Source organism: Streptomyces sp. NPDC005533 (genome assembly GCF_042871845.1).
Taxonomy (GTDB): domain Bacteria; phylum Actinomycetota; class Actinomycetes; order Streptomycetales; family Streptomycetaceae; genus Streptomyces.
In genome coordinates, this window is sequence record NZ_JBIAJH010000005.1 from 187875 (window position 1) to 212154 (window position 24280).

Sequence of the window (24280 nt, forward strand, 5' to 3'; positions counted from 1 at the left end):
GCCGGGGCGCGTCGGCCGCTCCGCCTCACTTGGAGGGCGGATCACCGCGGGCGTCCCGGAGCGTGTGACGGCGTTCCTGTTCGCGTTTGGAGTAGGCGGCCGCCCGGATCGCGTCGTCGCTCTCCAGGCCCGATCCCAGCGCGCCGCCCACGGTGGCGACCGAGGCGACGAACCAGGACAGCCTCACGTACTCCTCGGCGTGCAGGGGGGCCCGTGTCACGGAGGCGAACGCTTCGCCGTTGAGGATGAACAGCGCCCACACCCAGTTGATGACCATCAGGCCCGCGTAGCAGACGAGCACCCCGATGCCCACGGTCAGGACGGTCGAGGCGTTGTAGAGCCGCGCCCTCTGCCTCGCCTCCGGCGAGCTCTCCGCCGACCGGTGCCACAGCTCCGCGTCCACGATCAGCCAGCCGATCATGAGCGCGACGGATCCGACCATGGCGATCACGAGGCGCGGCACAGTCAGGGTCTCGGCCAGGGTCCATACGGTGGAGTTCACCGTGGCGGCCGCTCCCGTGGCGAGCGCGGCCGCCAGGGCTTTCGACAGGCCCGGCACCAGCCGCCACGGCCGGTTGGCGCGGACCATGCCGAAGAGCACCCGCAGGTACCCGCGCGGCCCGCTGACGACGTACCGGAGATCGGCGGTCTCCTCCTCACCGATGGGGCCCTGACGGATCGGCGCGAAGCGACTGACGAAGGGCCGCAGGGCGGGCGGACTTCGCGGAGGTCCCTCAGCCCCGGTGGTCTGCGGAGCCGCCAGGCCGAGCACGGCCTCTTCCACGACCCGTCGGGCCCTCGTCTGCAGGCGCAGGCCCCCCAGCGCGGGCAGGGACAGCAGCGCCAAGCCATGTTCGTGGCTCAGGTCCACGACGAGCCTGCGTCCGCCCGACTGCAGCGGAAGGTCGGTGAGGGCCACGACGACGTCCCAGTTCTCCGCTCTTCCACGGTCCATGATCCGCTGCATCAAGGTGGGCACGTCCTCCGCTTCCGCGGTGAAGGGCTCACTGATCACCTCGACCTCGAACCGTCGACCCGGGCCCGCCTTGTCGGCGAGCCGCGCGGGAAGCATCCGGGCCATGCGCCGCGCGATCTCCGTGGGCGCGTCCGGATCCGCCAAGAGGGCCACGACCGTCACGCCTTCGGGCGCCACACGCATGACCGGGCCCATCAGCTGCGGGACACGGGCCGACCCGTCACCGGCCGGGGACCCTCGGGTCCGGCGGTGCGGACGAGGTTGCCCGTCTTTCCCCGGTGCTCGTGTACGAGGCGGATCGCCATGGCACCCTCACCGGCCGCCGAGGCCACCCGTTTGACCGAGCCGCTCCTGACGTCGCCGACGGCGAAGACGCCGGGAAGGGTGGTCTCCAGGAGCAACGCCCCACGGCCGAGCGCGTCCCACCGGGTCTCGTCGGCCGCGGCCTGGGCGTCGGCGCCGGTGAGGACGAAGCCCTTCTCGTCCAGGGCCACCACGCCGCTGAGCCAATCGGTGCGGGGCCGGGCTCCGATGAACACGAACAGAGCCGCCGCTTGCAGCTCCCGGTGCTCGCCGCTCGCGTTGTCCTCCAAGACCAGCGACTCCAGCTTCTGCTCCCCGCCGACGCCCCTGACCTCGGTATGAAGCAGCACCTCGATCTTCGGATGCCGTTCCACCTGGTCCACCAGGTAGCGCGACATGTCCGCATTGAGGTCGTCACCCCGGACGAGGAGGTGGACCCGGGACGCGTGGTTGGCGAGGAACAGCGCCGCCTGCCCGGCGGAGTTGCCGCCGCCGACCACGGCCACCGGATCCGCCTGGCAGAGACTGGCCTCGTGGACGGTCGCCGCGTAGTAGACGCTGACGCCCTCCAGCCGGTCGATGCCGGGCACTTCCAGCCGGCGGTACCACACGCCCGAGGCGAGCACCACGGCGCCCGCCCGGGTGGTGGCCCCGTCGGTGAAGGTGACGACGTACTCGTCGTCCTGCGGGGTGAGCCCGCTGACCTGGGCCGGCACCATGAGTCGGGCACCGAACTTGTGGGCCTGGAGCACCGCGCGTTCCATGAGTTCGCCCCCGGAGATGCCGGAGGGGAAGCCGAGGTAGTTCTCGATGCGGGACGAGGTACCGGCCTGCCCTCCGGTGGCCACGGCCTCGACGGTGATCGTGGTGAGCCCGTCGGAGGCGCCGTACACGGCGGCGGCGAGTCCCGCGGGGCCCGCGCCGACCACCAGTACGTCGCATCGGTCGGCCTCCGGCGAGGGGGCGGGCATCCCGATGAGCCGGGCGAGTTCGGCGTTGCTCGGATTGCGCAGCACCCGCTCGCCCTTCCAGATGACCACCGGGGTGTCCTCGGGGCTGATGGCGAACCGACGCAGGAGCGCCTCCGCCTCCTTGTCCTGCTCCAAGTCCACCCAGCGGTGGGGAAGCCGGTTGCGCGCGGCGAACTCACGCAGCCGCAGCGTGTCCGGCGAATAACAGGAGCCCAGGATCCGGAAGCCGGCGCCGAGACCGATGAGCAGGTACCTGCGCCCCAGGTAGGCGCGGAGGATCAGGTCGCCGAGGACGGGGTCGCGGCCGACCAGGGCGCGCTGCCGCTCCACCGGTACGGCGAGGATCTCGCCCGCCTCGCGCACCACGGCGGTGTCGAACGCCGCCTCGCCCTCCAGCAGCGCGAGCTCGCCCAGGAACCTGCCGGGTCCGTGGACCGCCACCGTGCGCTCTTCGGGCCCGCCGTGGTCCTGGAGGACCTCGACGGTCCCGCTGAGGATCGCGAGGAACTCCCGGAACGGCTCGCCCTCGCGGTACAGGACCTCGCCCGCGGTGGTCGTGCGTCGCTCACCGTGCGCGGCCAGGTCCTCGAGCTGCGCCGGTGTCAGGCGGGGGAACGCCCCGTACAGGTCCGGTGTCTCGCGGACCGCGCCCTGCTCGTGCTCGGCCGCGCTCATCAGACCACGGCCTCGTCGACGTAGCACCAGCGCCAGTCCTCTCCGGGCTCGAAGGACTGCACGATCGGGTGACCGATGCTGCCGGCATGGCGCCTCGCGTGCTTGAGGGGCGAGGAGTCGCAGCAGCCGACGTGCCCGCAGGTGAGGCAGAGCCGCAGGTGCACCCACGGGGAACCCGCCTTCAGGCACTCCTCGCATCCTTGCGGGGTTAGCGGCGTCACCGGACGCACCATCGCCAGGTGCGGGTCGGGGGTCATGGCCATGAGAACTCTCCTTGCGTGGCGGAGGCCGATCGGACGCGGCCCGCGCCGGTCTCCTCGTCCGGCGGCGCGGCCGCGTCGGGGCCGGTGTCGTGGGCGTCCCGCGGTGGCCGGTCCATCGGGTTCAGCCTCCCGCAGCGGTCTGCCGGCCCTGCCGGCCCGCCATCGCCTGCTCGACCCAGGAGCGCAGGACGGGCGCGGGAGCCGCGCCGGCCTGCCGGGCGAGCGTCTCGCCCTGGTCGAGGACGAGCAGGGTCGGCACCGCCTGCACCTCGAACCGCGCGCTGAGCCGCGGGTTCTGGTCCACGTCGACCTTGACGAGCTTGATCCGTCCGGCCAGGTCGCGGGCGACCTGTTCGAGAGCGGGGCTGACCATGCGGCAGGGGCCGCACCAGGTGGCCCAGAGGTCGACGACGACGGGCTGGGTGGCGCGTTCGGCGACCTCGGCGAAGTCGTCGTCGCCCGCGTCGACGATCCAGGGCAGGGCCTGCTTGCAGTGGCCGCACCGGGGGCGTCCCTCGGCGGCCACCGGAATCCGGTTGCCGCGCCCGCAGTTCGGGCAGGTCACCGTCGTCGTCCGGGTGGTGTTCACGCCGCCCTCGCTTCCCGGGCGTCCTCCTGCTGGTCGTAGCCGACCTGCAGCTCTCCGTGTTCGGCGTCGACGCGGACCGTCGCGCCGTCCTGGACGTCTCCGCGCAGCAGGGCGCGCCCGACCAGTGTCTCGACCTCGTGGGAGATGTAACGCCGCAGCGGCCGCGCCCCGTACACCGGGTCGTAGCCCTGGTGTGCGATCAGCTCCAGAGCGGCCGGGGTGAGTTCGACGGCGATGCGGCGTTCGGCGAGCCGCCGGCGCAGCTCGTCGAACTGCAGCTCCACGATCCGCTCGATCTGCCGCTCGCCGAGCGGCTTGAACAGCACGATGTCGTCGACGCGGTTGAGGAACTCCGGCCGGAAGTGCCCGCGCAGCTCGCCCATCACCCGGGCCCTGGCGTCCGGCTTGATCTCCCCCTCTGCGGTGGCTCCGTCGAGGAGGTGTTCGGAGCCGATGTTGGACGTCATGATGATCACGGTGTTGCGGAAGTCGACCGTGCGGCCCTGGGCATCGGTGATGCGGCCGTCGTCGAGGACCTGCAGCAGGGTGTTGAAGACATCGGTGTGCGCCTTCTCGATCTCGTCGAACAGCACGACCGAGTACGGCTTGCGGCGCACGGCCTCGGTGAGCTGGCCGCCCTCCTCGTAGCCGACGTATCCGGGCGGTGCGCCCATGAGCCGGCTGACGGTGTGCCGCTCCTGGTACTCGCTCATGTCGAGGCGGACCATGTTCTCCTCGGAGTCGAACAGGGCCCGGGCGAGGGTCTTGGCCAGCTCGGTCTTGCCGACGCCGGTGGGACCGAGGAAGACGAACGAGCCGATGGGGCGGCGGGGGTCGCGGATGCCGGAGCGGGCGCGGATGATGGCGTCGGCCACCAGCTTGACGGCCTCGTCCTGGCCGATGACGCGTTCGCGCAGGATCTCGTCGAGGCGCAGCAGCTTCTCGCGTTCGCCCTCCTGGAGGCGGGTGACGGGGATGCCGGTCCAGGCGGCGACGATCTCGGCGATCTCCTCCTCGGTGACGACCTCGCGCAGCAGCCGGTTCTGTCCTTGTTTGGAGGCCAGTTGCTCCTCCTCCGCGGCGAGCCGGCGCTCCAGTTCCTGGAGGCGGCCGTAGCGCAGTTCGGCGGCGCGGTTGAGGTCGTAGGCGCGTTCGGCCTCCTCCGCTTCGTGGCGGACCTGCTCCAGTTCCTGGCGCAGTTCCTGCACGCGGCGGATGGCCTGCCGTTCGGCCTCCCACTGGGCGTGTTTGGCGTCGGCCTCGCCGCGCAGGTCGGCCAGTTCCTTGCGCAGTTCCTCCAGGCGGGCCTTGCTGGCGGGGTCGGTCTCCTTGGACAGGGCCGCTTCCTCGATCTCCAGTCGGGTCACGCGTCGGGTGATCTCGTCGAGTTCGGCGGGCATCGAATCGATCTCGGTACGCAGCCGGGCGCAGGCCTCGTCGACGAGGTCGATGGCCTTGTCCGGCAGGAACCGGTCGGTGATGTAGCGGTGGCTGAGGGTGGCCGCGGCGACCAGTGAGGTGTCCTGGATCTTCACGCCGTGGAAGACCTCCAGGCGTTCGCGCAGTCCGCGCAGGATCGAGATGGTGTCCTCCACGCTCGGCTCCTCGACGAGGACCTGCTGGAAGCGGCGTTCGAGGGCCGCGTCCTTCTCGATGTGCTTGCGGTACTCGTCCAGGGTGGTGGCGCCGATCATGTGCAGTTCGCCGCGCGCGAGCATCGGCTTGAGCATGTTGCCCGCGTCCATGGCCCCTTCGGCGGCGCCCGCCCCGACGACGGTGTGCAGTTCGTCGACGAAGAGCAGGATCCGTCCCTGGGCGGCTTTGACCTCGCTGAGCACGGCCTTGAGGCGTTCCTCGAACTCGCCGCGGTACTTGGCGCCGGCGACCAGCGAGCCCATGTCGAGGGCGAACACGATCCTGTCGCGCAGTCCTTCGGGCACGTCGCCGCGGATGATGCGCTGGGCGAGACCCTCGATGATGGCGGTCTTGCCGACGCCCGGGTCGCCGATCAGGACGGGGTTGTTCTTGGACTTGCGGCTGAGGATCTGGGTGACGCGGCGGATCTCGGCGTCCCGGCCGATGACGGGGTCGAGCCTGCCGTCCCTGGCCTCGGCGACCAGGTCACGGCCGTACTTCTCCAGGGCCTCGTAGGCCACCTCGGGGTTGGCGGAGGTGACGCGCTGGTTGCCGCGGACCTGGGTGAGCGCGCCGAGGAAGGAGTCCCGGGTCACGCCGTGCTCCTTCAGCAGGCGCCCGGCGACGGTCGCCGAGCCCTCCTCGGCCAGCGCCAGCATCAGGTGTTCCACGGACACGTACTCGTCCTTGAGGCGTTTGGCCTCCCGCTCCGCCGTGTCCAGCAGCCGGGCCAGACGCTGGGTGACGAAGACCTGGCCCGGGGCCGCGCCGGGGCCGGTCACCTTGGGCCGGCGGGAGAGCTCCTCGCGTACGGCGGTGCGCAACTCCTGCGGATCGGTGCCCGCCTGCTGCAGCAGCCGCGGGATCAGGCCCTCTTCCTGGTCGAGGAGGGCGAGCAGCAGGTGTTCGCCGTCGACCTCGGTATGGCCCAGGCGGCCGGCGGCGCTCTGGGCCTCCTGCAGGGCTTCCTGGGACTTCTGGGTCAGGCGGTTCATGTCCATGGTGGTAGATCACTCCTCACGCCTGCACGCCGTAGCGCGGCTTCGAGCAAGCTGATGCGGTCGAGCAGGTCGAGCACCAGAGCGATGGATGCGTAGTTCAGGCACAGCCCGGCACGCAACCGCTGAACGCGGGCCAGGGCGGCCGGGGCCGTGGGGGCGAACACCAGCCGCCCGGAGGCGTCACGACCGGCGTCCACCAGTCCGAGGGCGACGAACCGACGGATCAGGTCGGGATGGAGGCCCGAGCGGCGGGCCACGGTGTCCAGGGAGAGGCCGGGCACGGGCACGATCGCGTACTGCACTCCCACCTCGGTCATGCGTGCGTGGGACGGGCGGGCCTCGGCTGGGTGGTCGGTCATCAGGTCCTCCTGGGGTCGAAGGAGGAGACAGCGGCGAGTTCCTCCATCAGCTCGCGCTCCCGGTCGTCCAGCCGGGGCGGCACCATGATCCGCAGCTCCGCGTACAGGTCTCCGTTCGCGCCGCGCCGGCCCGGCATGCCCTCGCCGCGCAGCCGTAGGCGCCGTCCGCTGGAGGACCCGGCGGGCACGGTCACCTTCGCCGTGGCACCGCTCGGCGTGCGCACCGGCACGGTCGCGCCCAGCGCCGCCTCCCACGGTGTGACCGGAAGCTTCACGTGGACGTCCCGGCCCTCGAGACGGAATTCGGGATGCGGCAGGATCCGCACCCTCAGGTACAGGTCCCCGGCGGGAGCGTCCTCGCCGCTCCCCCGGCCGCCCTCACCGGCCAGCCGGATGCGCTGCCCGTCGGTGGTGCCGGGCGGGACGTCGACCTCGTAGCGCCGCGGCCCGGCCGGCCCGGCGAGGGTGACCGAACGGCGGCCACCGCGATACGCCTCCTCGACGGTGAGCGGCAGCTCGGCCTCCTGGTCGGCGCCGGGCACGCGGGTCCGCCCGGCGCCGCCGAACAGCGAGCCGAACAGATCCTCGACGTCGACCCCCTCGCCCCCGAAGCCCGACGTGGAGTACCGCACCCGGGGACCGCCACCGCCACCGCCGGCCCACCCGGAGCCGCCGCCCGCGCCCGTCCACCCGGAGCCGGCGCCGGCGCCGGCGCCGACCCGCTCCTCCCAGTCGTCCGGGATCTGCCGGAAGTCCTCGCCGAAGCGGTCGTACTTGGCTCGCTGCTTCGGATCGGACAGGACGCTGAAGGCCTCGTTGATGTCCTTGAACCGTTCCTCCGCCTGTGGGTCCTTGTTGACGTCGGGGTGGTGTCTGCGGGCCAGGGTGCGGTAGGCCCGCTGGATCTCGTCCCGGTCAGCGGTGCGCGGAACGCCGAGCACCTCGTAGAAGTCGCGTGCCATGGACGGTCACTCCCGCTTGGCGACGGTCACGGCGGCAGGCCGCAGCTGCTGCTCGGCCTCCCCGTAACCGGGTCGCAGCACCTGGACCACGGTGTTCGGATCGGCGTCGGGATCCTGGACCACTCCGACCACCTCGTGCCGGGCCGGGTCGAACGCCACGCCCGTCTCTGCGTGGCGCGGGTAGCCCAGCCGCTCCAGGACGTGGACGGCCTGGTCACGCACGGCTCGGACACCCTCGACGACCGCCCCGGGGTCGGCGGCTCCCGCGTGGCTCAGGGCGAGTTCCAGGTTGTCGATGACGGGCAGGAAGGCCGCTGCCGTACGGGCGCGTTCGGCCTCGGCCACCCGCTCCAGCTCCCTGACATGGCGTTTGCGCGCGTTGTCCAGGTCGGCCAGGGCGCGCCGCCAGCGGTCCTCGACCTCACGCAGCGCGGCTGCGTAGGCGTCGTCGGGTGCGGCGGTGGCGACTGCGGCGTCGGGCCCGGGCTCCGCCTCATCGGTCGGCGGACCGGGCTGCGGAAGGTCCCCGCGCGGGGGCTGTACGGCGCCTTCCGGTTGCGGGTCGGGCTCTTCGCCCCGGGGTGGGATCGGCATGGCGGGCACCTCAGCCCTTGTCGAACTCGGCGTCGATCACGTCGTCGTCGCCCTCGGCGCCGCCCGGCGCGGCCCCGCCGGGGCCGGATCCGTCCGGTGAGCCGGTGCCCGCCGGGCCGCCTGCGGCAGCTCCCGTCTGGTGGGCGGCGAGCCCCGCGTAGACCTGCTGGAGTTCGGACGTCAGCGGCCGGACCTTGTCCAACCCGGCCTCGTTCTTGACGGCCTCGCGGGCGTCCGCCACCAGCATCTCGGCGCGGGCCTTCTCGTGTGCGGGCGCGGCGTCGCCGAGCTCGCCGAGGCGCTTCTCGACCTGGTAGGCGATGGCGTCCAGCTCGTTGCGCGCGTCGACCGCCTCGCGCAGGGCCTGGTCCTGGCCGCGGTTGCTCTCGGCCTCCTGGATCATCCGTTCGACTTCGCTGCTGTCCAGGTTGGAGCTCTCGCTGATGGTGATGCTCTGTTCCTTTCCGGTGTCCTTGTCCCGCGCGGTGACGTTGAGGATGCCGTTGGCGTCGACGTCGAAGGTGACCTCGATCTGCGCCTCGCCGCGCGGCGCCGGGCGGATGTCGGTGAGTTGGAAGCGGCCCAGGACCCGGTTGTCGGCAGCCAGCTCGCGCTCGCCCTGCAGGACGACGACGTCGACGGCGGGCTGGTTGTCCTCGGCGGTGGAGAAGGTCTCGGTACGGCGCACCGGGATGGTGGTGTTCCGCTCGATGATCTTCGTCATCACGCCGCCGCGCGTCTCCACGCCCAGCGACAGTGGGGTGACGTCCAGCAGCAGGACGTCCTTTACCTCGCCCTTGAGGACCCCGGCCTGGATCGCGGCGCCCTTCGCCACGACCTCGTCGGGGTTGACGCTCATGTTGGGGTCCTTGCCGCCGGTCAGCCTGCGCACCAGGGTCTGGACGGCGGGGATGCGGGTCGAGCCGCCGACGAGGATGACCTCGTCGAGGTCGTTCTCACTGACCTTGGCGTCCTCCATCGCCTGCCGCACCGGGCCGAGGCAGCGCTCCACCAGGTCGGCGGTGATCTGTTCGAACGTGGACCGCATGATCGTCGTGGTCAGGTGCTTGGGCCCGGAGGCGTCGGCCGTGATGAACGGCAGGCTGACCTGCGTCTGGGTCACCGAGCTGAGCTCGGTCTTGGCCTTCTCGGCAGCCTCGAAGAGGCGTTGCAGCGCCTGGGGGTCCTGGCGCAGGTCGATGCCGTTCTCCTTCTGGAACCCGTCCGCGAGCTGGTCGACCAGCCGGCGGTCGAAGTCGTCGCCGCCCAGATGGCTGTCGCCCGCCGTGGACCGTACCTCCACCACGCCGTCGCCGACGTCGAGGATGCTGACGTCGAAGGTGCCGCCGCCCAGGTCGAAGACGAGCACCGTCTCGTGCTCCTTCTTGTCCATGCCGTAGGCGAGGGCGGCCGCGGTCGGCTCGTTGATGATCCGGAGCACTTCGAGGCCGGCGATCCGTCCGGCGTCCTTGGTGGCGGTGCGCTGGGCGTCGTTGAAGTAGGCGGGCACCGTGATGACCGCCTCCGTGACCCGCTCGCCCAGCTGCTTGGAGGCGTCGTCGGCGAGCTTGCGCAGCACCTGCGCGCTGATCTCCTCGGGAGCGTAGAGCTTGTCGCGCACCTTGATGCGGGCCGCGCCGCCTTCTCCCTCGACCACGTCGTACGCGACGGCCTTGGCCTCTTCGGAGATCTCGTCGAAGTGTCGGCCGATGAACCGCTTGGCCGAGTAGATGGTGCCCTTGGGGTTGAGGATGGCCTGGCGGCGGGCCAGCTGGCCCACCAAGCGCTCGCCGGTGTCGGTGAAGGCCACCACGGACGGCGTCGTGCGGTTGCCCTCGCTGTTGGGTACGACCGTCGATTCGCCGCCCTCCCAGACGGCGATCACCGAGTTCGTGGTGCCCAGGTCAATACCTACTGCCTTGGCCATGAGGAACTCCTTCCGCGAAGGGCGGCCCCCGTTCGCCTCGGAGTCGCGCCCGGTCTTCCGCACTCGCTCAGGTGACGGCGGGACCGCCCTTCCAAGCCCCGCTGCTGGTGTCGGTGCCGGTCCCGCCGGGCAGCCCGGCCAGCAGCCGCACCGCCTCGTCGGCGACCGCTTCGTCGGCGACGACCTCGTACCGGCTGGGCTGCATGGAGCTCACCGAGGCGAAGTCCCGGCGGCCCCCCTGGGCCACGTGCGCCAGCAGGCCGAGCAGCGCGCCGACGAGTGCTCCGAAAACCAGCCCGTACAGGGCGAGGAGCAGTCCCGACACGATCGGGTCCAGCCAGTTCAGCAGCCCGAAGATCCACCCGATCAGTGCGCCGGGCAGGGCGCCGCTCGCCGCGCCGCGCAGCGCGGCCCCGCCCTTGCCCATGCGACCGGTCACCTGTTCGACCAGACGCAGGTCCTGCCCGATGATGGCCACCCTCTCCACGGGAAAGCCCTGATCGGAAAGGTGATCGACGGCGCGTTCCGCCTCTTGGTAAGTGGTGTAGGAGGCGATGGTCCTGCGGGCCTGCTCGTTCATCAGCCACTCCTTCCACGGCCACCGGTGTGCCCGGCGAGCCCTGACATGCCCAGGGTGGCAAGAGAGCAGGGCGCTCCGCCTGCGCCCGGCAGGTCAGAAACAAGGAGGGTCGGTCGCCCTGAGAGAACAGGGCCAAAATCTGACAAGTAGGATGGTTCTGCCTAGGTGGGGTGCTCAGCCCCGCCCTGGCGTGGATCCCACGCATCGCCCGATCGCCTCTGCTGACCGGAGGCGGAACGGAGTGATCTATGGCCCCCCGTCCGTCACACAGGCTGTCCCCCCTCGTCTCCGACCAGGAGGGGACCCGCCACCCGAGTGACACCGCGGGCCCCGAACAGCACGGCCCCCGTCCGCTCGCGGCGCTGGACCCGAACGGGCTGCTGGTGCTGTCCCACACCCTGTTCACCTGCGCGCAGCAGGGGGAGGTCGTGCGGTTGGCCATGCGGCACGTCAGTGCCCTCGGTCCCTACCACGCCGAAGCCGGGTACCTGGCGACGGGCCACGGCTTGTCCCGCGTCCCCGGCCAGGAAGCGAGAACGCCGACGGTCGACGACGCGCTCATGAACGAGTTCGGGGAGGCCGACGGCTCCGTATCCCTTCCGGAGCGGTCCTGGACCTGGGCGTTCGGCCTGCGCGAGGCCGGCGCTCTGCTCGGCTTCATCCTGGTCTCCGCCCGCTCCGAGCCCGACGAACAGGGGCGGTTCCTCCTCTCGACCCTCATGGGGCTCACCTCGGCGGCCCTGTCACTGACGGCCAGGCGCGCCACGCAGCACGAGAACGCCGGCGAACTGAGCCATCTGCGCACCGAACGCGACACCGCACTGCGGCAGCTGGACACGACGCGCTCCGAGCTGAACCTGCAGAACGCCGTGCACGAGACCTTCGCCCGTGTCGCCGCCCGGGGCGGTGGTGAGGACGCCCTCACCCAGGCGCTGTACGAGCTCACCGGACTGTCGGCGCTCATCGAGGACCGGTTCGGGAACCTGAGGTCCTGGGCCGGTCCCGACCGGCCCGACCCCTACCCGGTGCGGTCCTCGACCGACCAGGAAGAGATGTTGCGGCGGGTCGGGCGCGAGCCGGGCCCGGTCAAGGTCAAGGGCCGGCTGGTCGCCCTGGCCCGGCCACGCGGCGACCTCCTCGGCGTGCTCGCCCTCGAGGACCCCGAGGCGACGGCCGACGAGTACACCCTGTTCGCCTTGGATCACGCCCAGCGGTCGCTCGCCCAGGAACTGATGCACATGCGCGAGCTCACCGAGGTCGAGCTGCGGCTGCACCGTCAGCTGATAGACGACCTGCTGGAAGGCGCGGACGAGACGAACGCCTGCGCCCGGGCCGAAGCCGTCGGGCATGACCTGCGCAACACCCACTACGTGGTCGTGGCGCACTGGCCGGGCAACGCCGCGAACAGCTTCACCCGTGCCGTCGAGCAGGCGACGGCCACCTCGGCGGCCCGGCCGCTGATCACCCGTCGCGGCGACCGGATCGTCCTGCTGACCGAAGCGAGGCCCGAGGACGATGCCGTGTACACGGCGCTGGCCCATGCGCTGGGGACGCCCGACGCAGCGATCGGGGTGAGCACCCGCTGCGACTCCCCGGACGGCATTCCCCGCTGTTATCAGGAGGCACTGCGGGCCCTGGAGGTGCGGCAGAACTCCCGCCAGCGCAGCGGGACGACGTTCTTCGCCGACCTCGGCCTGTACCGGATCCTGGGGCCCGGAAACGATCGCCGGGAGCTCGAGGACTTCGTGCGGGAGTGGCTCGGCCGGCTGATCGACTACGACGCACGGCACGACACGGAGTTGGTGGAGACGCTCTCGCGCTACTTCGACTGCGGAGGCAACTACGACGACGCGGCCGCCGCGCTCACAGTCCACCGCAGCACCCTGCGCTACCGGCTGCAGCGCATCCGTGAGATCAGCGACCGCGACCTGGCGGATGTGGACACCCGGCTCAATCTGCAGGTGGCCACACGCGTCTGGAAGATCATCCTGGGCGGGCGGCGCTGACCGCGCACACCCTGCGGGCCGACACGGCCGGTCAGCGCGAGACCGCCCGGCGGCCCCCGGGCCGTGCCTCCGGCAGCGTGGGCGAGACCCGCATGGCGCGTCCCCGGTCGCCGGGACACCCTGGAAGAGGGCCACGCCGGCCGCACCCGAGCGAAGCGAGGCAGTCATGACTGCGACCACCCGGCAGGACACACCGGTCGTGATCGAGGGCGAAGGAGTCGAACTCCGTACGCAAGAGGTCGGAGGGGACCTGTCCGTCGCCTTCGTACGCCTGCCCCAGGGCGCCGACCTCCGGCCGGCGGTGAAGGGCCTGCCCGATGACCTCTGCCCGTGCCCGCACTGGGGGTACATGCTCAAGGGCCGCCTGAAGATGGTGACCAAGGACGGGGAAGAGGTCTACGAGGCCGGGCAGGCGTTCTACTGGCCGGCCGGGCACGCGCCCGTGGCGCTCGAGGACTGCGAGTACGTGGACTTCTCCCCCACGGACGCGTTCACGACCGTCATGCAGCACATCGCGTCACAGGGCTGACCCGCCCCCCTGAGCTAGTCGCGCCGGGCGGGTCCGAAGGCGGGTGGCCCCTGGTCGTCCCCGGGGAGGCCGACGTCGCCGTCCTTCCACTGCGGATCGTAGGCGCAGGGCATGCCGGCGCTGCCGGTGAAGTACTCCCGGTCCGGGTACCAGACGAAGGACATCCGCTCGTCGCCGCCGGCCCGCCGGACGAACAGCTCCCAGTCCCTGCCCTGCCCGCCCTCGCCGTACGACGTGATCTTCCAGCCGTTGTCCTTGAAGTACTGGTGGAGCCGGCGGAGGCCGGGGACCGCCTGGCTCGCCGGCACGTGGTCCAAGGCCCAGTTGTGACTCATCGCGTAGGCGCCGTCGACGGTCTTGTCCTCCAGCCCCAGCAGGCCGCCGTCGTAGCAGTGGTCGGAGCCGAGCGTGTTCTGCGTGCTGACGCCGATGTCCTCGACCCCGGGTTCTATGGTGCGCTCGAACCCCATGACCTCATAGGCCTTCTGGGAGCGCTGGAAGGCGCGGTCCGCCATCTCCTCGGGTGCGACGCGCGGGAAGTCCGTCGACCCCCGTGCGCCCCAGGCGAGCGCCGCGACCAGAACGAGGACGCCGACGAGCGCCGCGCCGCCGCATCCCAGGACGCCGAAGAGGCAGGAGGAGGCCTTGGACCTGCTCGAGTCGGGCATGTCGGCGTTCGGCTCGCTCTCGTGGGGCATGTGAGGACGCTATGCCGGCGCGCTGCGCGGCGGATGGGTGCGGCTACCCGTCTCGCCGTGAGTACGCGTACTCACACGACGTGCGCCGTCGAGGGTGTCAGGTGGGGGTGGGGGCGGTCTTGCTCGTCGCGCCGCCCTCGTCCTGGGCCTCCGACGCACCGGGCTGCGGCGGAGCGGGCGGGGTGCGGATCAGCAGGGCGACCAGCACGGCCAGGGCGCCGAGCACGGCGCCGACGCCGAATCCCCACCGGATGCCGGTGGCGAGGGCGCCGGTGGCGTCGGCGCCGTCGGCTGCCGCCGTGGCGGCGTGTCCCGACATGACACTGATGACCAGGGCGGTGCCGGCGGCGGCCGCGACCTGCTGGAGCGAACCCAGGATGGCGGAGCCGTGCGGGTAGAGGTGCGGCGGCAGTACGGACAGGCCCGAAGTGAACACGGGGGTGAAGACGAACGCCATGCCCGCACTCAGGGCCACGTGAAGGACGAGCACCAGCCACGGCGGGGTCTGTTCGCCCGTGAGGGCGAACATCGCGAGGCAGAGCGCGGTCAGTACGGCTCCCGGTACGACCAGGCGTGGTGCGCCGAGTCGGTCGTAGAGCTTGCCGACCTGGGGTCCGAGCAGGCCCATGGTCAGGCCGCCGGGGATGAGGAGCAGCCCGGTCTGCAGTGAGGTCAGGCCGCACACCTCCTGGAGGTAGAGCGGCAGCAGGATGAACGCGCCCATGAGGGCCATGAAGGACAGGCACATCAGGGCCAGCGCCACAGAGAAGTGACGGAACGTCAGCGCGCGCAGGTCCAGCAGCGGCGCGGACGAGCGCTGCAGGGCCAGCTGCCGCCACACGAACAGACCCACGAGCACCGCCCCGGCCAGGGTGGTGGCCTCCGGGGGCACGAGGGCCTGGGCGGCGTTCTCGGCGCCGAGCCCGCTCAGGCCGTAGACGAGGGCGCCGAAGCCCGCTGCCGCCAGGGGAACGGACATCCAGTCGATGGGGGTGGCCTGCGGCTCGCCGATGTCGACGAGGTTCCGCCGACCGAACACGGCCATGGCTCCGGCAATGGGAAGCACGGCCAAGAACAGCAGGCGCCATGACCCCAGTTGGAGCAGCACACCGGAGACGGCGGGGCCGAGGGCGGGTGCGACGGAGATGACGAGGGTGATGTTGCCCATGACACGGCCGCGGTCGTGCGGGGGCACGAGGGTCATCAGCGTCGTCATGAGCAGCGGCATCATGACGGCGGTGCCGCCGGCCTGGACGACGCGGGCGGCGAGCAGTACGGGGAAGGCGGGCGCGGCCGCGGCCAGAGCCGTGCCGGCGAGGAACAGCGCCATGGCCAGACCGTAGGCGGTTCGGGTCGACACGCGCTGGAGGAACCACCCGGTCACCGGGATGACGACGGCCATGGTGAGCATGAAGGCCGTGGACAGCCACCCTGCGGCGGCGGCGGTGACCTCGAATTCGCGCATGAGCCGCGGGATCGCGTTGACCATGATCGTCTCATTGAGGAGGACGACGAACGTGGACAGGACGAGAATCCGCAGCACGGCGGTGACACGGGCGGGCGAGGTGGTGGGGGCTTCGTGTGGTGCGGGCATGGCGCCTTCCGTCGTGTGAGTGTCCTCCGCGCGTGGCGGTCACCCTGACAGACTGCGGCGCCGGGAAGAACTCATCGGTCTTCCCCGATCCTTTCGGTGCCGCAGCCCGAGCTCAAACGATTTTCACCGGCCCGGAAGGGCCCCGCACGGAGGAGTTCGGCGCCTGGTCCCCCGCCGGCGGGAACCAGGCTCAGCCGTCGTTCAGTCGCAGCAGTCGCAGCAGCACTTGCACGGATTGCAGCAGCCACCGCCACCGCAACCGTCACCCGAGCCGCATCCGTCACCCGAGCCACCGCCGGAACCGCCGCTACCGCCGGAGCCACCGGATCCGTGTCCGCCGCCCCAACCGCCGGAGCCGCCCGAGTTGCCGCCCGAGCCGCCGCCCCCCTGGCCGCCGAACCAGCCGTCGCCCCGGGAACCGTCCCGCTCCGAACCGCCGTTGCGGTTGCCGTCGCCGAACTGCCATGACTCACCGTCATCCTGGCCGCCGTCGTCGTCGCAGCGACAGCATCTGGAGCACGACCCGCAGGCGCCGCACAACCGGCCCCACGCCCCACACCGCCGACACTGCCCCTCCGACGGCCTGCCCGACGCCGTCATCCCACCCACCGGGGCCGCGCCCGCAAGCTCCCCCACGCCGCAGGCCGCGTCCGTGCCCGCGCCGGTCCCCGAGGGTGATCCCGCCTCGGTACGGCGTCCCAGCCAGGGCAGCATGCGCGGGCCGCGCACCTGCCGGGGGCGCTGATGGTGACGATGCCGAGGGTCGAAGACCCGCTCCACGGCACGCTCCAGCTCGCCTTCCAGCAGCGCCCGCACCAGCCGCCCGTCGACGAACTCCGCGTCCGACAGGGCGAGTCGGATCCCACGGACGGCGTCGTCGCAGAGCCGACGCACCTCGGCGCGATCCGCGCCGGTCACGGCGATCGGGTTCCACGCGCCGGACGCCTCGTCCGCGTCCAGGTCCTCCACCGCGTCCAGCAGGTGCGCCAGCCGACCGAACAGCCGGCCGGCTTCCGCCAGCGGTTCGGCGTTGCCCGGCCGGTTCGTGAGCACCGCCGTGTGCGCGAACGCGGCTGCGGTCGCCGTCTCCGCGGGCTCCGTGACCGTCAGCAGCGAGCCACCGGGACCGGTCGACCGCTCGATGTCGGGCTGGCGCTCGACCGCCCCGAGCAGCAGCGCGGTGTCGAAGCCGAGTCGTTCGCCGCCCGCGAGGCCCGCACGGTCCCAGTTGTCGGCGATCCGGCGTGCCGCCAGCGCCACCGGGCGGCGCCCCACCAGGCCGTCGCCGTCGGCCACATGGTCACGCATCTTCGCCGCGGCCAGCACCAGCGACACCGTGGCCGCCAGCCGCGCGCCCTCGCCCTGCGCCACGTCCGCCGACCGCATCCCGCGCAGCGGGCACGGACCGGCGCCCCGCCGCCAGTCCCCGGTACGCTCCGACTGCGCTTCGGTCAGCACCGAGACGATCAGGCCGTCGTAGTTGGTGGCCACCCTCGCGAACTGCCCGTACTCGCCGCGCAAGGCCAGGCACAGCCCGCACAGGTGCGCCATCCACTCGGTACGCAAGCCCTCGCCCAGGCGATGACGGCATGGCCTGATGATTCCGAACACCGAATTCTCCCCCGTAGGAACAGCCCGCCGGACGCGGCCGGTCGCACGGCTCGCGGACGCCAGAGCGCCCGTGAGCACGACCCGGCGCGACGTCAACCGCATGTGACGGCCACGCGCGGCCGACATCTTAGATGGTCCTTTTCGCTCCGTGGGTTTGATGTACTTCAGTCGACCAGCGTTGATTCCGGCAGAGAGCGATGAGACTGCGATGAGTGAACCGACGAAGCCCGTGGTCGAACGTCCGGCGGGTGAAGCGCCCCAGGAGCTGACCGTCCGGGACCTCGTCGTCGGGGACGGTCCCGAGGCGAAGCCGGGCCGGGTGGTCCGGGTGCACTACGTCGGGGTCACCTTCGAGACCGGAGTGGAGTTCGACGCCTCCTGGGACCGGGGTCAGCCCTTCAAGTTCGCCGTGGGCGGTGGCAGGGTCATCAAGGGCTGGGACCGGGGGCTCAGGGGGATGAAGGTCGGCGGCCGGCGCGAGATCGTCATCCCCCCGCGCCTCGGCTACGGCAACCAGTCCCCCTCGCCGTTGATCCCGGCGGGTTCCACGCTCGTCTTCGTGGTGGACCTGCTCTCCGTGGTCTGAGGAAGGTGACCGGGCCGCACCGGCACGCGGGTTCCGTTCCCCGACGGCCCGGCCGGCCCGGCCGTCCGCCGGGGCCGGTGTCCGCGGCGTGGCGGACCGATCCACCAACTGCCGCAGCCGACCTGGTGGTCCGGGGCGGGGGTGGTCCGGGCATTGGGTACGCTCTCCGTTGACTTCGGGGCGCCGGCAGGTGCTGAATCGCCGCAATCAGAGACGGATCCCATGGGCAGCGCACCTTCCGCCGACTTCTTCCAGCCGCTCAGGGCGGACGACCCGGCCGTCGTGGGCGGTTACCGCCTGGCGGCCGTGCTCGGCTCGGGCGGCATGGGCAAGGTCTACCTCTCCTACACGCCGGGCGGCCGGCCCATCGCCATCAAGGTGATCCGGCCCGAGTTCAGCGAGGACCCCGAGTTCCGCCGGCGCTTCCAACAGGAGGTGCGGGCCGCGGAGCGGGTCCAGGGGCTCTACACCGCACCCGTCATCGACTCGGACACCGAGGGCCCGCAGCCCTGGCTGGCCACCGCGTACGTGCCCGGCCCCTCGCTCGCCCACGCCGTCGGCCGGCACGGCGCGCTGCCGGTGCGCAGCGTGCTGCTGTTGACCGTCGGGGTCGCCGAGGCGCTGCACGTCATCCACGGCGCGGGCATCGTCCACCGCGACCTGAAGCCCGCCAACGTCCTGCTCGCCTCCGACGGCCCGCGCGTCATCGACTTCGGCATCGCCCGGGCCGCCGACTCCACCGCTCTGACCAACACCGGCGTCAGCATCGGCACCCCGGCGTTCATGGCGCCCGAACAGGCCTCGGCCGGCACGGTCACCCCGGCCACCGACGTCTTCGCCCTCGGGCAGATCGCGGCCTTCACCGCGATCGGGGCCTCCGTCTTCGGCGACGGGCCCTCGCACGCGGTGCTCTACCGGATCGTGCACGAGGACCCCGACCTCAGCGCCCTGCCCGAGGAGTTGCGGCCGGTGGTGACCCGCTGCCTCAGCCGTGATCCGGCCGACCGCCCGACGCTGACCGAGGTCATCGAGCTGTGCAACGCGGCCTCGCAGGCCCCGCTGCGCCAGGGCGAGGACTGGCTGCCGCAGGCTGTCGCCGGTTCCATCACCGAGCGGCTGCAGTTGCCCGCGCCGGCGCCCACCCCGCCGCCGCAGCCGCCGACGGCCGCGGCGGCTCCGAGCCCGACTCCGACTCCGACCGAGGTCTCGCCGCAGCCACCGGCGGCGGGGACGCCTGCGGCGCCCGCCGCCGCGTCCGGGCACACGCCGACCGGTGTGGCCGCCGCGCCGACGCAGACCGCTCCGGCGGCGCCGGGGGCTCCGGGAGCCGTGCCGCCCGGTTACCCGACGCCGCCCCCGTACGCGCAGCCTCCGTACCCCCAGCCGCAGTACAGCCGACCGCCGTACAACCAACCCCCTTACACGCAGCCCTCGTACGCCCCGGGCCACAGCGCGCCGCAGCCGTTCCACACCCAGGGCTTCGTGCCCGTTCCGTCCGCGCAGCGCCCCAAGCGCACGGCGCTGATCGTCGTCGGGGCGGTCGCGGCGGCGGTCATCGGGCTCGCGGTCATCGGATCCCTGCTGCCGGACGGCTCCGGGAAGGGCGGGGGCGACAAGCCCTCGGGCGGCTCCAGCGCGCCGCAGAAGGCGCCCGACCCGCAGCCGGTCTCGTACCAGGGCATCGACGTGCCCCAGAACCACCAGGTGATGTTCGCCGACAATCCGCCCCGCCCGGCCGAGGAGCCGACCGGCGCGGGGGTGCTCTACGGGCACGCCGACCTCTTCTTCTACCGGGACACCCTGTTCGGGGACGAGAAGTTCGGCACCACGAACGGCAAGCTCGTCCTGCTGAACAACTCCGAGAAGGGCTCCCTGGAGACCTGCCGCGCCGTGACCCGCTTCACCGAGAAGGTCGGCCTCGACCAGCTGACGGACGGGTCGCAGGTCTGCGTGCTGAGCAAGGCCGGCCACATCGCGCTGGCGACCTTCCGCGGCAGGTCGGGCGGAAAGAACGAGACCGCCTACATCACCCTCGACCTGACGGTCTGGCGCAATGCCGAGGCCGCGGCGAAGAACTGAGCCGTCCCGCCGCCCGCGCCCTCGACGACCTCGCGCAGCCCATGTCCTTGCAGGGGCGGTCGAACTCGTCGACGATGCTTTCGAGCCCCGGCCTTCCGGATCCCACCGGACCCGGCTCGGGCAGGGGAGAACAGGGGAGACAGTGACAACGAACAGCAATCCGAAGAAGCCCCGCGCGAGGGTCGCGGCCGCGATCGTCCCGCTCTTCGTGGTCGCCGGGCTGCTTCTGGGTCCGGCGGCAGCCGCCTCGGCGGCCGCTCCGGCCGCCCGTCAGGCTCCTGCGGCCGCGGCGGCGGCGCAGGGCGGTCTCCGGGCCGGCGCCGGGGTGGCAACGGGTCTCCAGGCACCGGCGTCGTCCCAGGTGCGGGCCACCACCGGTACCAAGAAGGGCAAGAAGAAGAGCAAGAAGAAGGGCGGCCTGTTCAAGAAGCTCTTGATCGTCGTGCTCGTGGTCATCGTGCTGCTCGTCGTCCTGTACGGGGTCCGCCGGGCGCTGCGCCGCAGGTCCGCCTAGGAATCGGCGCCGGGCCGGGGCGTCACCGCCCGGCCCGCCCGAGCGGTCCGGGCGTCCTGCCCTCGCGGGAGGAGGGCCGGCGCGGGCGTTACCGGGCCGGCGGCTCGTCGGCGGGGGTGGGCGGCCGCCGCAGTTCGAGCAGAGCCACCGCGATCTTCACTCCGGTGGAGATGGTCAGGGCCTGGAGGAACGGCATCCCCATCAGCCACAGGGCCACCGTCATGGCCGTGAGCACCAGGAACGCCGGTAGCAGGTTGGTCCGCCGGAGGGCGGTCCGCAGGTGTCCGACTCGACCGCGACGCCGGTGCGCCGTGCCGATCGGGCGGTCGGCGACGCCCTCCTCGTTGGCCTGTGGCATTGGCTGGTGCCCCTTCCTCGCGCTCGCCCCCGGTACCCGAGCCTCGGCCGCGTCCCGGCGGGCTGCCACTGCTGCCACCGGCCCCGCCGCCGTCCGGCGTACAGGTTCACCTCACCGGCCCCGGGCCGGCGGCTCAGGCCGCCGTCGGGGCCTCGGAGATCGGGTGCACCTCGACCGGGTCGGTGCCGGGCTTCCCACCCGGCCCGGGGCAGGCCGACGCGCGGGCGGCGACCTCCAGGGCCCGCTCCTCGCTCGTGACGTCGACGACCCAGTACCCGGCCAGGATGTCTCCCTGCCGGGCCGGCCCGTCGGTCACCTGCGGCCGGCCGTCGCTCCCGGCCCGCACCGTCTTGACCTGCGCGGGGCCTCCGAGGCCCTGTCCGTCCACCCATTCCCCGGCGGAGGTGAGGTCGCTGTTGAGGGCCGCCATGTGGGCGAACATGGCCTGCATGTCCTCGTCGGAGTACGACGACATGACGGCGTCCCACTCGGCTACCGGTACGTTCATCTGGATCATGTACTTCATGTTCCTCACCCTTCCGGGGCCACCGTTGCGCGCTGCGTGCTGACGAAGGGGTAGACCGGCGGCCGCCGCGAAACTCATCGGTGGCGGCGGATCCGGATCGGACCGCGGGCCGTGCCCGGATCGACGGGACGCCCGCCCTGGGTGATGTCCACCTCTCCGGCCTCGACCAGCCGCCGGGCCGCGGCCCGCGCCGGTTCCATGAGCGCGCGCCACCCGTCGCCCTGCCCCGAGTACGCCGCCCGCGCGGCATCCGAGGGGCAGATCGTCGCGGTCGGCCCGCGACGCTCCAGCAACTCCAGGATGATGCGCTCCAAGCGCTGCTGCGCATGCCGTTCGCTGTCGCCCACTCCGCCAGTGTCGCCCCGGTCGCGCCGGACCGCCCGAGCGTCCGGGCAGGGCTACGCGGCGTTGCGCATCCCGTCCGTTTCGGGGGCCACGACGAGGAAGGCGTCCTTGTCCAGGTCCATCACAACGGTCGCCCGCTCACCCCGCTCCCGGCACCGGGCGGCGTACTCCTCGGCGGGCCAACTCCCGTACGGGTCACCGGCGGGAAAGGAATCGAGGACCTTGGTACCGAGCACCGTCACCACCTCCTGGGACACGAACCGTCCCCACGCCGTGTGCCCCGGGTTCCCGGCCTCATGCCGCCCCGGCGCCGAGCACCGCGACGGCAGCGGCAAGCGCGGAAGTGGAACGGCCCCCTCCCGGCGCGGGGCCGTGTGCCCGCAGGGTCGTGCCCACTGTGCGGACGGTCACCTTGACGTCCGTGGACGCTTAGGCCAGCCTTACCTTCGCTTGCTCCTCGCTGGTGTGAGCACACCCCGCAGAAGATCTCTGGAGCAGCATGTCCACCGCCGACGCCACCGCGACCCCCCGAAGACCAGGACGGGAAGCAGAGCTTCTGCGGCTCCCCTCCTGGTGCGGGCCGGCGGCGGCTTACCTCGCGGTGTGTCTCGGGTGGGCGGCCACGACGTGGATCGCCGTACACCTGCGCGCCGACGTCACCCTGCACACCGCGGCGCTGTTCGCCCACCTCGCCTCCCTGGTCCTGGGCTTCGGCGCCGTGCTCGCCATCGACTACTACGGCGTCCTGTGGCTCACGGGCCGCAAGACCCTCCGTGAGGTCCTCGACTACACCGCCCCCCTGCACGTGCCCGTGTGGGCCGGTCTGGGCGGCCTGCTGTTCAGCGGCGCCTTCCTGCACCCCGATCTCACCTCGCCGCTGACGTGCGTCAAGCTCGGTCTCGTCCTGGTGCTCTCGCTCAACGGTGTCCAGGCGTCGACCCTGCACCGCCATCTGGCCGCCGTCGACCGCGGCCCCGTCCCCCGCCCGCTGTTGATCCGCGGCGCCGTGACGGCAGCCGTGTCGCAGGCGGCCTGGTGGGGCGCGGTCGCGATCGGCTTCCTGAACAGCCGGCACTGATCACCCCGCCGAGGTCCCCTCAGCCCGCGGTCCCGCCCTTGACGCCGGAGCCGGCGCCCGCGCCGGGCCCGAAGCCCCTGGCGATCAGCCACCCGGCCAGCCCCAGCTCCCAGGCGAACACCGGGAGCGCGGCGACGGACCCCGCCACGGAGAGCTGCGCGTAGGCCCCGAACATCACGGCGACGGCCGAGGCGCAGATCAGCGGCCCGCCGATCAGCCCGAGCACGGCGATGAAGCGCGGCACGAGCCGGGCGCGGTAGGCCAGGTACGCCAGCACGACGGTGTTCAAACCGAGGGCGATGTTGGGCCCGAGCAGGAACGTCCAGTCGTGCAAGGCCACCAGCACGGCGTCGGCGGCCGCCGACGCCCCCGCGTCCCGCCGCAGGGTGACGAGCGCCAGGACGGCGACGATCCCGAGGGCGATGACGGCCGCCTCCAGCAGCCGCCCGAAGGCGTACCCGAGCGCGAGCCCCTCGCCGTGGCGCCGCAGGACGGGGAACAGCGCCGCCCCGGTGCCGGCCACCGCCACCACCAGCACCACCTCGCAGAGCGCACCGAGCAGCGCCTGCGTGTCGGCGCCCCGTGCGAGCCGCCCGTCCGCCGCGCCGAGCAGGGGGCGGTACAGAACCGCCCCGGCTATCGCGGCGACCTCGGTCAACAGGAACAGCGACCCGGCGGCCACCGCGGTTCTCCGGTCCGGATTCATCTTCTCGGCACCCCTCGTTCAGTCGTGGTGTACACCGTACACTCGACGCCAACCTAGGTGTACGGCGTACACTCGTCAAGGAGAACGGGCCGTCGAGAAGGGAAGGGGCCGAGCCGGAATGACCCGGGAGGAAGCCACGCACACGCAACGCATGCCCCTGAGCAAGGACCGCGTCCTGCGCGCCGCCGTCGCACTGGCCGACGCCGTCGGCATCGACGCGCTCAGCATGCGCAGGCTCGCGCAGGAGCTCGACGTCGTACCAATGGCGCTCTACAAGCACGTGGCCAACAAGGAGGAGCTGCTCGACGGGATGGCCGACGCCGTCGTCGGCGAGATCGACCCGCCGGCCGCGGGCCCCGACTGGCGGCGCGTGGTGCGCGGGCGGATCCTCTCGGCCCGGCGGGTCCTGCTGCGCCACCCCTGGGCGGCCCGGGTCATCGAGTCCCGGACCGGGCCCACCCCGGCCGTGCTGGGGTACCTGGACTCGATGGCCGGCAGCTTCCGGGCCGGCGGCCTCTCCGCCGACCTCACGCACCACGTCATGCACGCGATGGGCAGCCGCCTGCTCGGCTTCAGCCAGGAACTCTTCGACACCTCCGGCCCCTCCGGCCCGCCGGACCCCGCACTGGCGGCGCGCTACCCGCACATCGCGGAAGTGGCCGCGACGGCGGCACACGACGGGGGCTCCACGGTCGGTGGCGGCTGCGACGACCAGTTCGAGTTCGAATTCGCCCTGGACCTCCTCCTGGACGGATTCGAAAGCCTCCGCCTCCAGGGCTGGACCTCGGCACGGAAGGCGTGACAGGTGCGGCGCG

The 24280-nt window shown here is 72.2% G+C and carries 25 protein-coding genes; 7 read left to right on the forward strand and 18 right to left on the reverse strand.

The annotated features are described in order from the left end of the window. Nucleotides 1-25 precede the first annotated feature (25 nt). The 10 genes from ACFYP3_RS07300 to ACFYP3_RS07345 form a co-directional block, all read right to left on the reverse strand. The gene (locus ACFYP3_RS07300) at nucleotides 26-1159 is read right to left on the reverse strand and encodes a hypothetical protein (RefSeq protein WP_388828133.1); all 1134 of its coding nucleotides are present in this window, start codon (nucleotides 1157-1159) and stop codon (nucleotides 26-28) included. A gap of 11 nt (nucleotides 1160-1170) precedes the next feature. After that, nucleotides 1171-2925: an FAD-dependent oxidoreductase gene (locus ACFYP3_RS07305; RefSeq protein ID WP_388828136.1), complete on the reverse strand. Its 1755-nt coding sequence runs from the start codon at nucleotides 2923-2925 to the stop codon at nucleotides 1171-1173. Continuing rightward, nucleotides 2925-3188 (reverse strand): UBP-type zinc finger domain-containing protein, encoded by a 264-nt coding sequence (locus tag ACFYP3_RS07310; protein ID WP_388828139.1) that lies wholly within the window; start codon nucleotides 3186-3188, stop codon nucleotides 2925-2927. The genes ACFYP3_RS07305 and ACFYP3_RS07310 overlap by 1 nt, the downstream gene beginning before the upstream one ends. A 121-nt stretch (nucleotides 3189-3309) precedes the next feature. Next, nucleotides 3310-3777 (reverse strand): thioredoxin, encoded by a 468-nt coding sequence (gene trxA, locus ACFYP3_RS07315; RefSeq protein ID WP_388828142.1) that lies wholly within the window; start codon nucleotides 3775-3777, stop codon nucleotides 3310-3312. After that, nucleotides 3774-6413, reverse strand: a complete 2640-nt coding sequence (gene clpB, locus ACFYP3_RS07320) for an ATP-dependent chaperone ClpB (RefSeq protein WP_388828145.1) — start codon at nucleotides 6411-6413, stop codon at nucleotides 3774-3776. The genes trxA and clpB overlap by 4 nt, the downstream gene beginning before the upstream one ends. Continuing rightward, on the reverse strand, nucleotides 6404-6772 hold the full coding sequence (locus ACFYP3_RS07325; RefSeq protein ID WP_388828148.1) for a chaperone modulator CbpM: 369 nt from the start codon (nucleotides 6770-6772) through the stop codon (nucleotides 6404-6406). The genes clpB and ACFYP3_RS07325 overlap by 10 nt, the downstream gene beginning before the upstream one ends. Then, entirely contained in the window at nucleotides 6772-7734 is a 963-nt protein-coding gene (locus ACFYP3_RS07330) for a DnaJ C-terminal domain-containing protein (RefSeq protein WP_388828151.1), read from the reverse strand. Before ACFYP3_RS07330 ends, ACFYP3_RS07325 begins: the two co-directional genes overlap by 1 nt. 6 nt (nucleotides 7735-7740) lie before the next feature. Next, nucleotides 7741-8328 (reverse strand): nucleotide exchange factor GrpE, encoded by a 588-nt coding sequence (locus ACFYP3_RS07335; protein WP_388828154.1) that lies wholly within the window; start codon nucleotides 8326-8328, stop codon nucleotides 7741-7743. A gap of 10 nt (nucleotides 8329-8338) precedes the next feature. Continuing rightward, on the reverse strand, nucleotides 8339-10255 hold the full coding sequence (gene dnaK / locus ACFYP3_RS07340) for a molecular chaperone DnaK (protein ID WP_388828157.1): 1917 nt from the start codon (nucleotides 10253-10255) through the stop codon (nucleotides 8339-8341). Between the two features lie 67 nt (nucleotides 10256-10322). Beyond that, on the reverse strand, nucleotides 10323-10835 hold the full coding sequence (locus ACFYP3_RS07345) for a general stress protein (RefSeq protein WP_388828160.1): 513 nt from the start codon (nucleotides 10833-10835) through the stop codon (nucleotides 10323-10325). Nucleotides 10836-11083: 248 nt separating this feature from the next. On the opposite strand from ACFYP3_RS07345, the gene ACFYP3_RS07350 reads away from it, so the two are divergent. Continuing rightward, a complete protein-coding gene (locus tag ACFYP3_RS07350) occupies nucleotides 11084-12841 on the forward strand; it encodes a PucR family transcriptional regulator (protein ID WP_388828163.1) in 1758 nt (585 codons plus the stop codon). 166 nt (nucleotides 12842-13007) lie between these two features. Beyond that, on the forward strand, nucleotides 13008-13370 hold the full coding sequence (locus ACFYP3_RS07355) for a hypothetical protein (protein ID WP_388828166.1): 363 nt from the start codon (nucleotides 13008-13010) through the stop codon (nucleotides 13368-13370). 14 nt (nucleotides 13371-13384) lie between these two features. Here ACFYP3_RS07355 and ACFYP3_RS07360 read toward each other — a convergent pair whose 3' ends face one another. The 3 genes from ACFYP3_RS07360 to ACFYP3_RS07370 form a co-directional block, all read right to left on the reverse strand. Beyond that, nucleotides 13385-14068 (reverse strand): hypothetical protein, encoded by a 684-nt coding sequence (locus ACFYP3_RS07360; RefSeq protein ID WP_388828169.1) that lies wholly within the window; start codon nucleotides 14066-14068, stop codon nucleotides 13385-13387. 97 nt (nucleotides 14069-14165) lie between these two features. Beyond that, entirely contained in the window at nucleotides 14166-15662 is a 1497-nt protein-coding gene (locus tag ACFYP3_RS07365; RefSeq protein ID WP_388828172.1) for a DHA2 family efflux MFS transporter permease subunit, read from the reverse strand. A gap of 201 nt (nucleotides 15663-15863) precedes the next feature. Then, a complete protein-coding gene (locus ACFYP3_RS07370) occupies nucleotides 15864-17273 on the reverse strand; it encodes a DUF5685 family protein (protein WP_388828175.1) in 1410 nt (469 codons plus the stop codon). 208 nt (nucleotides 17274-17481) lie between these two features. Here ACFYP3_RS07370 and ACFYP3_RS07375 point away from each other — a divergent pair, with 208 nt between their 5' ends. The 3 genes from ACFYP3_RS07375 (at nucleotide 17482) to ACFYP3_RS07385 (ending at nucleotide 20452) form a co-directional block, all read left to right on the forward strand. Continuing rightward, nucleotides 17482-17859: an FKBP-type peptidyl-prolyl cis-trans isomerase gene (locus ACFYP3_RS07375; protein WP_388828178.1), complete on the forward strand. Its 378-nt coding sequence runs from the start codon at nucleotides 17482-17484 to the stop codon at nucleotides 17857-17859. Nucleotides 17860-18081: 222 nt separating this feature from the next. Then, nucleotides 18082-19938, forward strand: a complete 1857-nt coding sequence (locus ACFYP3_RS07380) for a serine/threonine-protein kinase (RefSeq protein ID WP_388828181.1) — start codon at nucleotides 18082-18084, stop codon at nucleotides 19936-19938. A 142-nt stretch (nucleotides 19939-20080) separates the two neighbouring features. After that, nucleotides 20081-20452 (forward strand): hypothetical protein, encoded by a 372-nt coding sequence (locus tag ACFYP3_RS07385; RefSeq protein WP_388828185.1) that lies wholly within the window; start codon nucleotides 20081-20083, stop codon nucleotides 20450-20452. An 88-nt stretch (nucleotides 20453-20540) separates the two neighbouring features. Here the strand turns inward: ACFYP3_RS07385 and ACFYP3_RS07390 are convergent, their stop codons facing one another. From ACFYP3_RS07390 to ACFYP3_RS07405, 4 genes are all read right to left on the reverse strand, one after another. Continuing rightward, a complete protein-coding gene (locus ACFYP3_RS07390; protein ID WP_388828188.1) occupies nucleotides 20541-20810 on the reverse strand; it encodes a hypothetical protein in 270 nt (89 codons plus the stop codon). 133 nt (nucleotides 20811-20943) lie between these two features. Further along, entirely contained in the window at nucleotides 20944-21336 is a 393-nt protein-coding gene (locus ACFYP3_RS07395; RefSeq protein WP_388828191.1) for a YciI family protein, read from the reverse strand. Nucleotides 21337-21410: 74 nt separating this feature from the next. Further along, nucleotides 21411-21683, reverse strand: a complete 273-nt coding sequence (locus ACFYP3_RS07400) for a DUF3253 domain-containing protein (RefSeq protein ID WP_388828194.1) — start codon at nucleotides 21681-21683, stop codon at nucleotides 21411-21413. Between the two features lie 51 nt (nucleotides 21684-21734). Further along, nucleotides 21735-21938, reverse strand: a complete 204-nt coding sequence (locus ACFYP3_RS07405; RefSeq protein ID WP_388828197.1) for a hypothetical protein — start codon at nucleotides 21936-21938, stop codon at nucleotides 21735-21737. 242 nt (nucleotides 21939-22180) lie between these two features. Here ACFYP3_RS07405 and ACFYP3_RS07410 point away from each other — a divergent pair, with 242 nt between their 5' ends. Next, a complete protein-coding gene (locus ACFYP3_RS07410; RefSeq protein WP_388828200.1) occupies nucleotides 22181-22759 on the forward strand; it encodes a hypothetical protein in 579 nt (192 codons plus the stop codon). 19 nt (nucleotides 22760-22778) lie between these two features. On the opposite strand, the gene ACFYP3_RS07415 is transcribed toward ACFYP3_RS07410, so the two are convergent. Continuing rightward, on the reverse strand, nucleotides 22779-23465 hold the full coding sequence (locus tag ACFYP3_RS07415; RefSeq protein WP_388828203.1) for a DUF4386 domain-containing protein: 687 nt from the start codon (nucleotides 23463-23465) through the stop codon (nucleotides 22779-22781). 118 nt (nucleotides 23466-23583) lie between these two features. Here ACFYP3_RS07415 and ACFYP3_RS07420 point away from each other — a divergent pair, with 118 nt between their 5' ends. Further along, the gene (locus tag ACFYP3_RS07420) at nucleotides 23584-24267 is read left to right on the forward strand and encodes a TetR/AcrR family transcriptional regulator C-terminal domain-containing protein (protein WP_388828206.1); all 684 of its coding nucleotides are present in this window, start codon (nucleotides 23584-23586) and stop codon (nucleotides 24265-24267) included. Nucleotides 24268-24280: the final 13 nt, after the last annotated feature.